Source organism: Microcosmobacter mediterraneus (assembly GCF_031846265.1).
GTDB classification, from domain to species: domain Bacteria; phylum Bacteroidota; class Bacteroidia; order Flavobacteriales; family Flavobacteriaceae; genus Microcosmobacter; species Microcosmobacter mediterraneus.
The window spans coordinates 353145-368308 of record NZ_JAVRIA010000001.1 but is presented as its reverse complement, the minus strand read 5'-3'; the positions used below and the strand labels follow the sequence as shown (position 1 = coordinate 368308).

Annotated in this window: 14 protein-coding genes; 5 read left to right on the top strand and 9 right to left on the bottom strand. The window is 30.8% G+C overall.

All coding sequences use genetic code 11. The features are described 5' to 3' along the window. Window positions 1–4 precede the first annotated feature (4 nt). The 9 genes from RM697_RS01695 to RM697_RS01655 form a co-directional block, all read right to left on the bottom strand. Window positions 5–838, bottom strand: coding sequence for a polysaccharide pyruvyl transferase family protein (locus RM697_RS01695; RefSeq protein ID WP_311426109.1), 834 nt, complete (start codon window positions 836–838; stop codon window positions 5–7). Beyond that, window positions 829–1716 (bottom strand): hypothetical protein, encoded by an 888-nt coding sequence (locus RM697_RS01690; protein ID WP_311426108.1) that lies wholly within the window; start codon window positions 1714–1716, stop codon window positions 829–831. Before RM697_RS01690 ends, RM697_RS01695 begins: the two co-directional genes overlap by 10 nt. After that, on the bottom strand, window positions 1701–2450 hold the full coding sequence (locus RM697_RS01685) for a putative nucleotide-diphospho-sugar transferase (RefSeq protein ID WP_311426107.1): 750 nt from the start codon (window positions 2448–2450) through the stop codon (window positions 1701–1703). The genes RM697_RS01690 and RM697_RS01685 overlap by 16 nt, the downstream gene beginning before the upstream one ends. Window positions 2451–2461: 11 nt before the next feature. Next, window positions 2462–3745 carry an ABC transporter ATP-binding protein gene (locus RM697_RS01680; protein ID WP_311426106.1) on the bottom strand — a complete coding sequence of 428 codons (1284 nt, stop codon included), beginning with the start codon at window positions 3743–3745 and terminating at the stop codon, window positions 2462–2464. 2 nt (window positions 3746–3747) lie between these two features. Next, entirely contained in the window at window positions 3748–4611 is an 864-nt protein-coding gene (locus tag RM697_RS01675) for an ABC transporter permease (protein WP_311426105.1), read from the bottom strand. 114 nt (window positions 4612–4725) lie between these two features. After that, on the bottom strand, window positions 4726–5709 hold the full coding sequence (locus tag RM697_RS01670) for an SDR family oxidoreductase (RefSeq protein WP_311426465.1): 984 nt from the start codon (window positions 5707–5709) through the stop codon (window positions 4726–4728). Further along, entirely contained in the window at window positions 5709–7001 is a 1293-nt protein-coding gene (locus RM697_RS01665; RefSeq protein WP_432277874.1) for a nucleotide sugar dehydrogenase, read from the bottom strand. The genes RM697_RS01670 and RM697_RS01665 overlap by 1 nt, the downstream gene beginning before the upstream one ends. Before the next feature lie 127 nt (window positions 7002–7128). Next, window positions 7129–9603 carry a polysaccharide biosynthesis tyrosine autokinase gene (locus RM697_RS01660; RefSeq protein WP_311426104.1) on the bottom strand — a complete coding sequence of 825 codons (2475 nt, stop codon included), beginning with the start codon at window positions 9601–9603 and terminating at the stop codon, window positions 7129–7131. Between the two features lie 3 nt (window positions 9604–9606). Beyond that, window positions 9607–10401 (bottom strand): polysaccharide biosynthesis/export family protein, encoded by a 795-nt coding sequence (locus tag RM697_RS01655; protein ID WP_311426103.1) that lies wholly within the window; start codon window positions 10399–10401, stop codon window positions 9607–9609. A gap of 97 nt (window positions 10402–10498) precedes the next feature. Between RM697_RS01655 and RM697_RS01650 the strand changes: the two genes are divergently transcribed. From RM697_RS01650 to RM697_RS01630, 5 genes are all read left to right on the top strand, one after another. Continuing rightward, window positions 10499–12358, top strand: coding sequence for an ABC-F family ATP-binding cassette domain-containing protein (locus RM697_RS01650; protein WP_311426102.1), 1860 nt, complete (start codon window positions 10499–10501; stop codon window positions 12356–12358). 1 nt (window position 12359) lies between these two features. Then, window positions 12360–13127 carry an O-methyltransferase gene (locus tag RM697_RS01645; RefSeq protein ID WP_311426101.1) on the top strand — a complete coding sequence of 256 codons (768 nt, stop codon included), beginning with the start codon at window positions 12360–12362 and terminating at the stop codon, window positions 13125–13127. Window positions 13128–13209: 82 nt separating this feature from the next. Further along, entirely contained in the window at window positions 13210–13893 is a 684-nt protein-coding gene (locus RM697_RS01640) for an ABC transporter ATP-binding protein (protein ID WP_311426100.1), read from the top strand. A 188-nt stretch (window positions 13894–14081) separates the two neighbouring features. Continuing rightward, a complete protein-coding gene (locus tag RM697_RS01635; RefSeq protein WP_311426099.1) occupies window positions 14082–14657 on the top strand; it encodes a cob(I)yrinic acid a,c-diamide adenosyltransferase in 576 nt (191 codons plus the stop codon). Window positions 14658–14816: 159 nt separating this feature from the next. After that, entirely contained in the window at window positions 14817–15038 is a 222-nt protein-coding gene (locus RM697_RS01630) for a DUF2795 domain-containing protein (RefSeq protein WP_311426098.1), read from the top strand. Window positions 15039–15164: the final 126 nt, after the last annotated feature.

The following is a 15164-nucleotide window of genomic DNA, read 5'->3' as shown; positions in this document are numbered from 1 at the left end:
TGTATTATACAATTATCTTGGATCTCTTAAGAAAATCAACCTCAGGAAAACAAAAATCATCAAGACAAATTTTTTTATTTAATAAAGTTCCTTCATTTAAATAGTAATTAATAGAATTTATACTTTTGATTGGCTCAGGAAAGTTTAATCCAATTGATAAAAAGTAATCTTCATATTTAAACATTGGTTCATCAGACTGTGGTTTAACAAAAATACATTCTTTGTTTAATGCATGACTAAAAATAATCCCATGCAATGAAGCTGAATATACCAGTTTTGCATTTAATATTTCTTTTATTATTTTTTTTGGATGGTTATCAATGTTTACAACTTTAATTCCTTTTGGATAAGTTTTATATATCCAAAGATCTCTGTAATGCGGAATAAAAATAATGTTTTGATTCTTACAATTATTCTCATCAATATTATAGATTTCTTTAATTAATAATCCTGGATCATATTCAAATTTAAGATTAGATAAATCTGCTCCATACTTTTCAAAAAGATTTCTTGTAAGTGGACCTCTAACGCCATAAACATTGGACTTTTCTATAACTTCTTGTTTTTTAGATAAATCATTCCCTTTCCATCCAATTCCTGCAATTACATCTTTATTTTGGATAATAGACATAATAGATCCAACTAATAATAATCTATTAGATTTATCAATTATATTTACTGGCTCTTCTTGATATAAATATTTAATCAAATCTATATTTAAAATATCTCCAGCATTTCCATACTTAAATACTTTTTTTTCAGGGTAGAAATATTTGTTTTTATAGAAATTTAATAACGAAACTTTTCTAGTATTCCAATAATAAGTCCTTAACGCCATATTTTTTTCATTCTTATTCTAACAATATTCCATCTAACATCATTAATTCCGTAACTAATATATAAGTTATTATTAAAAAAATCTATTCCAGAAAAATAAGTACAGGAAATTAAGTTTTTATTAAATTTATACTTACTCCCCAACAAATCCTTTATTGAATGTAGTAAGTATTTATTCTCTGATTTCAGTTTTATTTGCTCTGAAAAAACAAACCTAAATGGCTTTCCTAAATATAATCTTTTACCTTTTCTCACAAATTTTCTGTGGCCTATAAAAAAATATTCTCCATTAATTTTAACTAAAGGAGTACCAATAGTATAATTTTTATATGACAATGATTTGAATGTTTGGTAATCTTCAAAATACATATTACATAAATCCGTTTTTACTAATTTTAAAATAATCAAAGGATTTATACCATATAGGACATAAATATTTTCGTTTTCACTAAAAAAAGCCCAATTTTTTTCTACTTTTTTACGATTATAATAATTACATAAATAGTAATTATTTATATTAAATTTTTCAACACTAAATAAAACAAGCTTATTATTATCTTTTTGTGAATATCCTGTATTAAAAGAGCCCCAAACTGTATCATTAATAATACATAATTTTGGGTCAGCTATTTTGTTTAAATTTAGTTTTTCTGAGAAATAATCTGATAATTTTATGATTTTTGTTTCAAAATAATCTCCCCAAATTACTAGTAGGGCTTCAATTGAATCCTGTTCATTATCATAAGCTCTAATTGCTAAAAATGATTTGTTTTTATGTCTAATAAAACTTGGATTAAACACATAGGCATATTTAGAAAATATTTCATTAATTTCTGCTGGGATTTTTTCTTTAAAACACTTTTTTAAGAGGACAACCATTTATATAACTTACTTACTAATTTTTTTTTTCTATTTTTCTTATTAGGAATAATTTTATAATCCTTTAAATATTTCTCCTGGACTAGTGAGGGTGACAATTTATATTCAGTTTGAACTTTTAAATATTTTTTTTTCTTAATGTTAGGTTTTCCTGTAAAATGAAGAATTAAAGGTTTATGAGTATCAATACCAAATAAATTTTCTGGCCTACTATTAAACTCTTTATAATTAAACAACATATATTTATTATTATAATCAGTATTAGTTTTTAATAAGAATATTATTGCATCTTGATCTCCATTAGAAAAATAACCTAAATCATCATACCACCATTTTTTTACATCTTTTAAATTTACCTTAAGTACATCATTTAAAAATGATTTAGATAATTTATTACTTTTCAAAATAAATTGACCAGAACTTAAATATGTTTTTAATTTTTTGAAATCTGGACTTTTACAAAAAGAAATGAAATTATTCCCTGTAGGTAGATAATCCATAATATCTTTATCAAAATTCAAGAAAAAAGCATCATCATCAATCCAAATTATATATTCAAAAAGATCTAAATAGGATAATATGTAATAAATTTTATTAAAATAGGGATTTTTGGCCTTAGTAGGAAAATCACAATGAATATAGGAATATTGATGCTTCTCAGCATAAATTTTATGGTTAATTGAAGATTCAAATTTAGTCTTTGGATGTCTTCCTGAGATCACACATACTTTCATTATAATAATTATTAGTTAACTATCCAGTCTGCCTCAGCATATACTATACTATTTGATGCTTTTTTCTTAGTAATGGAATAATATTTTTCACTGGGCTTATTTGGTGAAACTTCAAAATGAATAAATTTATCTTTATAATCCAAAAGTTCTTTTCCATCTAAAAAACTAATAGAAATACTATAGACACTATCAAGCAAAAACAAATTCTTAGAAACCAACTCTATACTAAAATTAGATCTCTTGTTTTTTGGTAATGGTTCTTCAACAAAATCATTACTGCGCCATGTAATAACATTCACATTATTAATATCACTTAGTCTTAGACTAAAAACAGGATTTCTAATTTCTGAATTAACCTGAATATTTACGTTAAATTTCATTACATCACCAGAATTAAACTCTGTAGTAATTTTATTTGAAGAATTTATAATTTCAAAACTGTAAAATCTTGATTTAAAAAACGAATCAGATTGATCAAATACTATACTCCCACTATGAATTTTTTTAGTGTTCAAATATAAGTTTACACCTTCTGTAACTTCCCCATCAAATGTAAAACTACCATTGTCTAAAACGACAACTCTTGTACATAAATCCTGAACAGCGGCCATATTATGACTCACAAATAACACGGTTCTACCTTCACCTTGGCTAATATCTTGCATTTTACCAATAGCTTTTTTCTGAAATTCAGCATCACCAACTGCCAAAACCTCATCAATAACCAAGACATCTGGTTCTAAATGCGCTGCAACTGCAAAAGCCAAACGTACGCGCATACCAGAACTGTAACGCTTTACTGGTGTATCTATATAGCGTTGGCAACCACTAAAATCTATAATCTCCTCTTCTTTTATTCGAATTTCGGCTTTGGTCATACCCAAAATGGCGCCATTTAAGTATATATTCTCTCGACCAGTTAATTCTGGATGAAACCCTGTACCAACCTCCAATAAACTAGCAATACGTCCTTTGGTTTTAATTTCACCTGTGGTTGGTGCTGTAACGCGAGATAAAATTTTAAGCAATGTGCTTTTACCAGCACCATTTTTACCAATAATTCCTAGAACCTCACCACGTTTAACTTCAAAATTAATATCCTGCAGTGCCCAAACATAATCGCTTTCTGCAGCTGTACTCCGATCATTTACAGCACCAATCTTTAAGAACGGATCTTCTTTACCACGCAGTCTGTACCACCAACGCTTTAAATCATCGTTTAAGGTACCTGTACCAACTAAACCTAGTCGGTATTGTTTAGAAATATGTTCTGCTTTTAAAATAACATTACTCATAACTAAACGGAATCTATAAATGTTTTTTCTGTACGATTAAAGATAATAATGCCCAAAAATAATACAACAAATGTGACCACAACTGTATATACAATACCAAATGGTTTAACCACACCTTCTCCAAGGAGCATATATCGTGCAGTTTCTACAACATAAGCTAAAGCATTATACTCTACAATCCAAGCAAACTTGGGTAACTCCTGTCTTACTAAGGCTAAAGGATACATTACTGCCGAAATGTACATTAATAGTTGTACTCCAAAATTTAACAAAAAGGTTAAATCTCTGTATTTAGTAACCAAGCTAGAAATTAGCATGCCTAATCCTAAGCCAAGTAGTCCCATTAAAACTATGAGCACTGGAAAAAATACAATACTTGAATTTATTTGGATATCTGCTCCTTTAGCCGCATAATAAATATAAAATATAATAAAAATGAGCATCTGTATAGCAAACTTCACTAAGTTAGAGATAATTATAGATAATGGTAGAATAATACGAGGAAAATAGACTTTACCAAAGATTCCGGAATTACTCTTAAAGGTATTACTAGTTGCATTTAAACAGGTTTTAAAATAATTCCATATAGAAATTCCTGCTAAATTGAATAAGAATGGTGGAATGCTACCAGTTTCAATTTTAGCAACTTTATTAAATATTAAAGTAAATGTTAGTGCTGTAAATAATGGTTGAATTAAATACCATAATGGCCCTAAAATAGTTTGTTTATAGACTGTAACTACATCGCGCTTCACGAATAGGACGAGTAGATCGCGATACCTCCAAATTTCCTTAAAATTAAAGTCAATGAGTTTCCTTTTTGAGGATATGGTATAAAGCCAATTTTCTGATTTAGTAGAGCTCAAGAAGGTCTTTTTTTTGGTTAGACCAATATACTAAAACCATAATAACATTAGGACAAAGAATGTAAAATTTTATGCACCAAAACTGACACTAAATCTTACTTTTAAGTCTAAGAATTACTGTTTTAAAAACCAATGCCAAGTGATTTTTAAACCTTCTTTTACTGTAAACTCTGGTTTGTACTTTAGCAAGCTGTTTGCTTTAGATATATTGGCTAATGAATCTCTTACATCACCTTGTCTTGGTGGGCCATAATTAGCTTCTATAGTAGAGTTTGCTGAATCTCTTAGCGAATTCCACAAGTAATTTACATCTATACGTTCGCCACAAGCTACATTAAATACTTCGTTTGCAGCTTCCTTGCCTGCAAAAAAGCTTTTGATATTAGCTTGTACTGCATTATCAACGAAAGTGAAATCTCTTGTCTGTCCTCCATCTCCATTTATAGTTGGTGATTTTGCATCTTTTAGAGCCTGCATAAACAATGGAATAACTGCTGCATAGGCTCCATTTGGACTTTGTTTTGGTCCAAAGACATTAAAATAACGCAAACCTATGACATCTGTGTTATAGGTTTTTCCAAAGACATCAGCATACAATTCATTAACATACTTAGTCACTGCATAGGGCGATAAAGGTTTACCAATCTGATCTTCTACTTTTGGTAACACTTTACTATCGCCATACGTAGAACTAGATGCTGCATAGACCATACGTTTTACTGAACTAGTTTCTTTTAGTGCAATAAGCATATTTAAAAACCCAGTGATATTAACATCATTTGATGTTCTAGGATCATTTATAGAACGTGGTACAGAACCCAATGCTGCTTGGTGCGATACGAAATCTATACCATTCATAGCAGATTTACAGGTATCTAAATCTCTAATATCACCTTCTAATAATTCAAAAGAAGGGTTATCCATAAATTCATCAAGGTTATCTTTGTAACCATTAGAAAAATTATCGAGTACACGTACGGTTTTAGCATTGTATTTTAATAAATATTCCACAAGATTAGACCCTATAAATCCAGCGCCACCTGTAATTAAAAAACTGTAATTAGATAAATCTATTGTATGATAAGCTTTGGTATACATCATAATCTTGCATCTACTTGATCTGCAGGTAATAACGATTTAACATCAAAAATCACACAACTATCCGATTTTAAAGATTTTAGATCTAATTGCAAAAACTCTTTATGTGATACTGCTAGTATAATCGCATCATAATTATCTTGTATAAGGTTTTTATCGGTTATTAGATCTAAAGAATACTCATGTTTAACTTCGGCATAGTTAGCCCAAGGATCATATACATCAACATTTATATGATACGTTTCTAATTCTCTTATAATATCAATAGCTCTAGAGTTTCGTATATCCGGACAATTCTCCTTAAATGTAATTCCTAATACGAGAGCTTTCGATTTTTTTATACGTGCACCCTTCTTTATCATTAGCTTTACAGTTTCTTGTGCTACATAAGCTCCCATGCTATCATTCATTTTTCGACCAGCTAAGATAATTTCTGGGTTATAACCAGACTCTATAGCTTTCTGCGCCAGATAATATGGATCTACTCCTATACAATGTCCGCCAACTAAACCTGGAGAAAATTTTAGGAAATTCCATTTGGTACCTGCTGCTTCTAAAACCGCCTTAGTATCAATATCTAATAGTCTAAATATTTTAGATAGTTCATTAACAAAAGCAATGTTAATATCGCGTTGTGAATTTTCTATAACCTTTGCGGCTTCAGCAACTTTTATTGAAGGCGCCAAGTGTGTACCTGCTGTAATTACAGATTTATAGAGATTATCTACAATTTCGGCAACTTGAGGTGTTGAGCCAGAAGTTACTTTCAATATTTTTGTTACGGTATGTTCTTTATCTCCTGGATTAATTCGTTCTGGTGAATAACCTACAAAAAAATCTTCGTTAAATTTAAGACCTGAAAATTGCTCTAACACAGGTACACATACATCCTCAGTGGCTCCAGGATATACTGTAGATTCATAAATGACGATATCCCCTTTTTTTAAAGCTTTACTAACTGTTTCACTTGCTTTAATTAATGGTGTAAAAACGGGTTTATTAAGGTGATCTGTAGGTGTTGGCACTGTAACAATAAACGTTGTAGCGTTTTTTAGCTCATCGTTTCTGGTTGTTATAAATAATCCTTTATCTTGATTATAGTTAAATACCAAAACCTTTTTCAAAGACATAGTATCAACTTCTAAAGTGGTATCTATACCAGTACTTAAATCATCTACACGTTTCTGATTAATATCAAAACCTAAGGTGTTATAATGTTTTGCAAACTCAACAGCTAAAGGTAAACCTACATATCCTAAACCGATTATTGCAATATTTGTGGGCATTTTCATATTCTATGTTATTATGATATAACGTGGGCAAATCTAAGTAAAAACTACAACCTTTAATTTTTTTTTATATAAAATCGATGTATGTTAACTCTTATCCTTTAAGTGGTTTATACAACTAATAATACGGTTAAATTCGTTTTAAAAAGCGTCTAACTCTTCTAAAAATTGATTTTTTATCATTTTCATGATAAGCTTCACCATAAATACCATAGCCATAGCCATAACCATAACCATAACCATAACCATAACCATAATTATGGTTTGTTTTATGCTTGTAAAAATTCAGTACAAAACTAATATTCTTAATTTCTCCAGCACGATGTTTAGCATTAACTAGTGATAACATCCCTTTTTTTGTGTAATCTAAACGTATCATGAATAGAGAGGCATCAGCATAGTTAGAAATCTCAAAGGCATCTGTAACAAGACCCAAAGGCGGTGTATCTAGTACCAACATATCATAATCTTCTTTTAAACGCGTCATTAAATCACGCATTCTGTTACTCATGAGTAGCTCGGAAGGATTGGGTGGTACTGGTCCTGATGGAATAATATCTAAATTAGGAATGTGAGATTTAAAAATAATATCGTCTAAACTAACATCGTCTATTAGGTAATTAACCACACCTTTATCATTGGTAATATCAAAATCTCCAAAAATTTTAGGCTTTCTTAAATCTAACCCTAGTAATATCGTTTTTTTACCTGAGAGTGCATAGGCTGTAGACATGTTTATAGAGCAAAACGTTTTGCCTTCACCACTAACAGAAGAGGTTATCATTAATGCTTTACCTCTATTCTCAAAACCTTGATTTTTGAAAATAAATTGTAAACTAGAACGCATAGATCTGAAAGACTCTGCAACTGCAGATTTTGGTTTCTCAAAAACCACTAAGTTATTTTTGTAATTATACTTACCAATTAAACCTAAAATGGGTATGGTGGATAATTGCTCTACTTCATCTGAACCATGAATGGTATTATCCAAAAGATAAATCACAAAAATGAAAAACATTGGAATAAAAAAGCCCATCATCAAAGCCATCATATAATTTAAGGACTTATTAGGTCCTATTTTGCCACCTCCAATATCCTTAGCTTCATCAATAATAGCAATATCTGAGACATTTGCTGCTTTAACAATAGCGGCCTCACTTCGTTTTGCCAAATAGACATCATAAGCCTCTTGGCTTATATTCATTTTACGTTGAATCTTAAGGTATTCTTGCTGATCTTCTGGTAAACCTTGTAATTGAGCTTCTAGATTGGCTATTTTTCTAGATATAGAATTTAATTGTAAACTGATGGTGCTGCGCGTTGAAGTAATATTTTCTAATAACACATTTTTTTCTGCACTTATTTGTCGATCTAAATCCTTAAATAATGGCGAACTCTCTTTGGTAGTATACTCTAAACGTTGCCGATCTATAGATAACCCTATGATTTTAGATACACTCGCTGCTATATTATTTTCTGAAATTCCAACAGATGATGGTGCTGCAATATTAGTGTAATCTGTTTTTGATTGCAAGTAGTCTTCTAAACGATTTAAATATTGAAGTTTGGTATTTTCGTCCTCTTTTTGCAAATCATAATTCTTAAGTTTTTCAGATAAATTCAGCATCTCTTCATTTACATCAAAGACTTTATTCTTTTTTCTAAAGTCGTTCATTTCATCAGAAAATCCCTTTAAATTCATATTTACGGCCTCTAAACTGCTATCTATAAACTTTATAGTATTAGAGGCGTATAAATTTTTTCGTTTTAATTCTACCTTACTTAAAACAGATGCAGTAGCGTTTAAATAGTCTACAATTTTTGCCTTATTTGTACCCGATAGAGATAATTGTAACACTGATGATGAAGAACTGAATGGTCGTATTGCTATAGTAGTCTTATATGAATTTACGACACCATCGAAATTTGAGAACTGAAGAAAATATTCTGAATCCTTACTTACGACTTTGTTTGTTCTTTGTTTAATAATACCATTTAAAAATGGAAGCTTTATAGAATCATTAAAACTGTAGGTTGCTTTGTAAGTATTATTAACGTTATCAATTCTGTACCTTTGTTTATCTTTGTAACGTTGAACCATAAAGGTATTAAGCGTATTGGGTATAGAAATTTCGAATTGATCAGAACCCTTAAATTTTATTAGTATTGGTGTCCCTAAGATTTGACCATAGGATTTATTAATCTCAAATACAAAAGGCGCCTCTTTGTATATATCTATTAATCTATATTTTCCTTGTACATAGTAATTCATATAAAACTCTAAGGAATCAACTACTGCCTCATTATGCGTTCTAGTTTTAATAGCAGTTATCACTTTTCCTACTTTACCAGAAACGCCGCCCCAATTAAATGAAATACTCGTATTTGCTGTGAAAAAAGGATTTTGTTCGCTTTCTACATTAATTAAGGACTCTAAACGATATACATTTTGCTTTCTTACATTAATTAAATAGGCAATTAAAAGAGCAACACCAATAGAAAAAACAACTAGTTTCCAAAGATTTAATACTTTAAACAAATATCCGCGGAAATCGAAAGCAATTTTGCCTTTTGACTCATCATTTAATTCAAATTCTTCAGACATAATTTATAGACGATCAATTAGCAAAATAGTAGTAGTAATAAAAGTAGTAATTGCAACTATTGAAGTAAACGTTTGTTGTCCAGTAACACCAGTACCCCAAACTTTTTGCTTTAAAGGCTTAACATAAATCATATCATTGGGTTGGATATAATAATAAGGTGAGTACATCGCATTAATATTAGTTAAATCAATATGATGAATTTGCTGACCATGAGGATATTGTCTAATAATCATCACATCTTTACGGTCACCTGTTATCTTAATCTCTCCAGCATTGGCTATAGCCTCATAAATATTTAATCTGTCTGTGAAAACTACTTGTGTACCAGTACTACCCATTTCTCCACTTGTTGTGTAACGTAACCCAGCGAGCTTAACAGTCACAAAAATATTAGCCGTTTCTTTAAATTGATCCTCTAATAATTTATTCTCTATTTCCTCTCCAATCTCTTTTGTCGTAAATCCAAGCACGTTAAGCTCTCCAAGCTCTGGTATGCGTATATTACCACCCAAATCAACTGTAAAGCCATCAAAATATGCACGTTCTGCTGATTCTGCATTCAGATTCTTTTCACCTATTGGATTAAAAATCTCAACATTCTCTTGGTCTAAAACTTTTATTCTAATATTTAAAATGTCATTAATCTGAACTCGATAAGGTTTAGATTGTTCAATAACCCTAGAAATAGAGTCTAAACTCCCCGATTTATTTTGGTAATACACTTGATCTTTTAGAGGTATACATGATGAAGAAACCAAACAAACAGCAAGTATAAGTAATATAGAAAGGTGCTTCATAAAAATTTCTGTAAGTCACAAATATAACGCAACCAAAATAATATAAAAACTAAAGATTAGGTTTTTGGTTTATTTCCGTTATTTGTAAAAAAAAAGAGTGAACTACCTTACAGTTGAAAACATTTCTAAATCTTATGGAGAACTAGAGTTATTTAGCAACTTATCCTTTAGTATTCATAAAGATCAAAAAATTGCCTTCATCGCAAAAAATGGTAGTGGTAAAACTTCTATTCTAAAAATACTCTCTGGTCATGACCAAACCGATTCTGGTCAGGTTGTTTTTAGAAAAGGAATCCAGTTTACGTTTTTATCTCAAGAGCCCAAGTTCAATGAAAACAATACGATTGAAGAGGTTATTTTTAGTTCAGATCTCCCAATACTAAAACTAATTTCCAACTACGAAAAGGCTTTATTAAATCCTGATGACCAGGACAGTTATCAAGAAGCCTTCGAAGCTATGGATCGCAATAATGCATGGGAATTTGACACACAATACAAACAAATATTATCACAATTAAAGCTCAACGACATCCATCAGAAGGTAAAAACTATGTCTGGTGGGCAAAAAAAACGCTTAGCCTTAGCACAAACTTTAATAAGTAATCCAGATGTTTTAATATTAGATGAGCCAACTAATCACTTGGATTTAGAAATGATAGAGTGGTTAGAAGAGTATTTTAAATCGGCTCAAATGACTTTGTTTATGGTTACACACGATCGTTATTTCTTAGAACGTGTTTGTGATACCATTATAGAGCTAGACCAAGGGCATTTGTACACTTATAAAGGTAATTACTCTTACTTCCTCGAAAAAAAAGAAGCACGTATAACACAAGAGGCCATTGAAACTGGTAAAGCCAAACAATTGTACAAAAAAGAACTGCAGTGGATGCGCAGACAACCAAAAGCGCGCACTACTAAATCTAAATCTAGGATAGACGATTTTCATGATATTAAATCTAGAGCGCATCAAAGACGTAAGGATCATGAGATACAATTAGAAATAAATATGAAGCGTTTAGGTAGTAAAATCTTAGAGCTTCATAATGTATCAAAAACATTTGAAGATAAGTCTATATTAAAGGGGTTTGACTACACATTTAAAAAAGGGGAACGCATTGGTATTATTGGTAAAAACGGAACTGGCAAAACCACATTTCTTAATATCTTAACTAAACAATTTGAACCCGATTCTGGAAAAGTTGTCGTTGGTGATACTGTTAAGTTTGGTTATTACAATCAGGATGGTATTATTATTAAACCTCAGCAAAAAGTCATCGAAGTCATCAGAGAGTTTGGAGATTATATACCTTTAGCAAAAGGCAGGCAAATAAGCGCGCAACAGTTACTGGAGCGTTTTTTATTTGACAGAAAAAAACAGTACGACTATGTTGAAAAGCTCAGTGGTGGAGAACGCAAACGATTGTATTTATGCACAGTTTTGATTCAGAATCCTAACTTTTTAATTCTTGATGAGCCTACAAACGATTTAGATATTGTAACATTAAACATTCTAGAAAGCTTTCTATTAGATTTTCCAGGGTGTTTACTTGTGGTATCACATGATCGTTATTTTATGGATAAAATCGTAGATCATTTATTTGTATTCGAAGGTGATGGTGTAGTCTCAGATTTTCCTGGTAATTATTCAGATTATCGTGAGTACAAAAAAAGCACACCTAAAATCAATGAAACCAAATTCAACAATAATAATAACAGTTCTAAACAAAATAAAGAAAACAAACTTTCTTACAATGAACAAAAAGAACTTAAAAATTTAGAGAGTAAAATACGATCACTAGAGCTCGATAAAAAAGCGCTTGAAGCAAAATTTAATGATGCCACATTAAGCCAAGACGATATCAATAATTTATCTGAAGAATTGCAAGTAATTATATCTATGATTGAAACCAAAGAGTTGCGTTGGTTTGAGCTTTCTGAAAAATTTGAATCTTAATATGTATCAAACACTAGCCTATTTAAAATTCTTAATAAAATCAACCAACCAACATGGTGTGCATTCGCCATTCGTTTACGATTTGTTAACTAAATGTTTTTATAACACCTCTAAAAACAAAGATTATTCTATACTTCAATCCTATAAAACTTCATTAATCAATTCTAATGAGACTATTAATGTAAATGATTTGGGTGAAGGATCAAAAACTTTTAAAACCAACTCAAGAGCAGTTTCAAATATTGCAAAGACTTCTGCGAGTTTAGATAAAAGTATGTATTTAATGTATCGTATATTCGATTATTTTAAACCAAATATCGCTCTAGAACTTGGTACGTCATTAGGTGTAGCAACTAATGCTATGGCACTTGGACATACAGAAAGTGAGATAACTACTATAGAAGGATGCCCACAAACTTCAGATTTCACCAAAAATTCACTCTGTAAAAGCCTAAATAATGTCAATTTTTTAAGTGGTCATTTTAAAGACGTAATTCCAACTTTAACTCAAACTCATTTTGATTTTATTTTCTTTGATGGTCACCATAATAAAGCCGCTACAATAGATTATTTTGAAATGCTTCTAGCAAAAGCTACTAATAACTCAGTTTTTATTTTTGACGATATTTATTGGTCTAAAGGCATGACAAAAGCTTGGAATATAATTAAAGCTCATCCTAAGGTTACCCTAAGTATTGATACATTTTTTTGGGGATTTGTCTTTTTTAGGCAAGAACAACCCAAACAACATTTTAAAATAAGAGTGTAACAAGTCGTAAAGTTTAACGTCTTATTAAGAGCAAAATCTAGTATCTTGCAATGTATCTTATCAACCAATAAAAATTGCGTCTATGAGTAACGTTATTAAAATAAGAGGAATCATTAGAGATTTTCAATTAGGGCAAGAAACCGTTCATGTACTTAAAGGTATTGACTTAGATATTGATCGTGGTGAGTATGTTGCCATAATGGGACCATCTGGTTCTGGTAAATCTACACTAATGAATCTTTTGGGTTGTTTAGATACTCCCACTGCTGGTTCTTATATTCTAAACGGAAATGACGTTAGCCAAATGACTGATGATGAACTAGCTGATATAAGAAATACAGAAATAGGTTTCGTATTCCAAACCTTTAACTTATTACCAAGAACAACTGCTTTAGACAATGTTGCTTTACCTATGATATATGCAGGAGCTTCAAAAAAACAACGTGTTATTAGAGCTGAAGAAGTTCTTACAGATGTTGGTTTAGCAGACAGAATGGATCATAAACCAAACCAGCTTTCAGGTGGTCAGCGACAACGTGTAGCTGTAGGTAGAGCTTTGGTTAATAAACCTTCAATAATCTTGGCAGATGAGCCGACTGGTAACTTAGATTCTAAAACAGGTTTCGAAATAATGAATCTTTTTGATGAAATCCATAAAGCTGGGAACACAGTAATTATGGTAACACATGAAGAAGATATTGCTGCGCATGCCAAGCGTGTTATAAGATTACGTGATGGTATTATAGAAAGTGATACGAGGCAGTAGTTAGTGGTTAGTGGTTAGTGGTTAGTGGTTAGTGGTTAGTTGTTAGTGGTTAGTGGTTAGTGGTTAGTGGAGTTTATTAATTACAAGGAATACTCAAAGCCTATTGCTTACAGCTAAAGCCTAAACATTTCAACAATTAATAGCTTCAACATTTTTAGCCTTTCTCTTTTAAGAGTTATCTTTACAATATGAAAATTTATACTAAAACAGGAGATAGAGGAACTACTGCCCTATTTGGCGGAACACGTGTACCAAAGCATCATATTCGTATTGATAGTTATGGTACCATAGACGAACTAAATTCATACATTGGACTCATCCGAGACCAAGAAATAGATAAACATCATAAGTCTATTCTCATGGAAATTCAGAATCGTTTATTCACTGTTGGTGCAATTTTAGCAACAGATCCTGAGAAAGCTTTACTAAAAAGTGGCAAACAACGCTTAAATATTCCTAAAATATCTAATGATGATATTGAGCTCTTAGAAAAAGAAATGGATGCTATGAATGCTCAATTACCTCAAATGACGCATTTTGTATTACCAGGTGGACATCAAACTGTGTCATTCTGTCACATAGCACGTTGTGTTTGCAGAAGAGGTGAGCGTTTAGCTTCTGCACTCAATGAATTAGAGCCTTTTCAAGCTGAAACATTGATGTATATTAACCGCCTTTCAGATTATCTTTTTGTATTGGCACGGAAGTTGACCTACGATTTACAAGCAGAAGAAATAAAGTGGATTCCTAAAAAGGAATCATAGTTATTTTTAAGTGATTATTTATTTTCTCAAACTCCTTTTAAACACTATAAGTGTAGGAGAAAATTAAACGCTCTTTATATTAATGATTAATTAATTCATTTTTTTCTTGACTTTTTAAACTAAAAATTTATTTTTGCAAAAAATTAAAACGAATAAAGAATGTATTGGACATTAGAATTAGCATCTTATTTAAGTGATGCACCTTGGCCAGCTACAAAGGACGAATTGATAGATTACGCTATTAGAACCGGATCTCCATTAGAAGTGGTTGAAAACCTACAAGCTATTGAAGACGAAGGCGACTCTTATGACTCTATCGAAGAAATCTGGGCAGATTATCCAACAGACGAAGATTACCTCTGGAATGAGGACGAATATTAAATAATAAAAAGAATAGTAAAAAAAAGTCTCTAATAGAGACTTTTTTTTGTGGCTATCTTTCATAGACCTAACACAAAATGTATCTTTGGGTACCTTAATGGTTATTCATAAGATTTAAAATAAAAA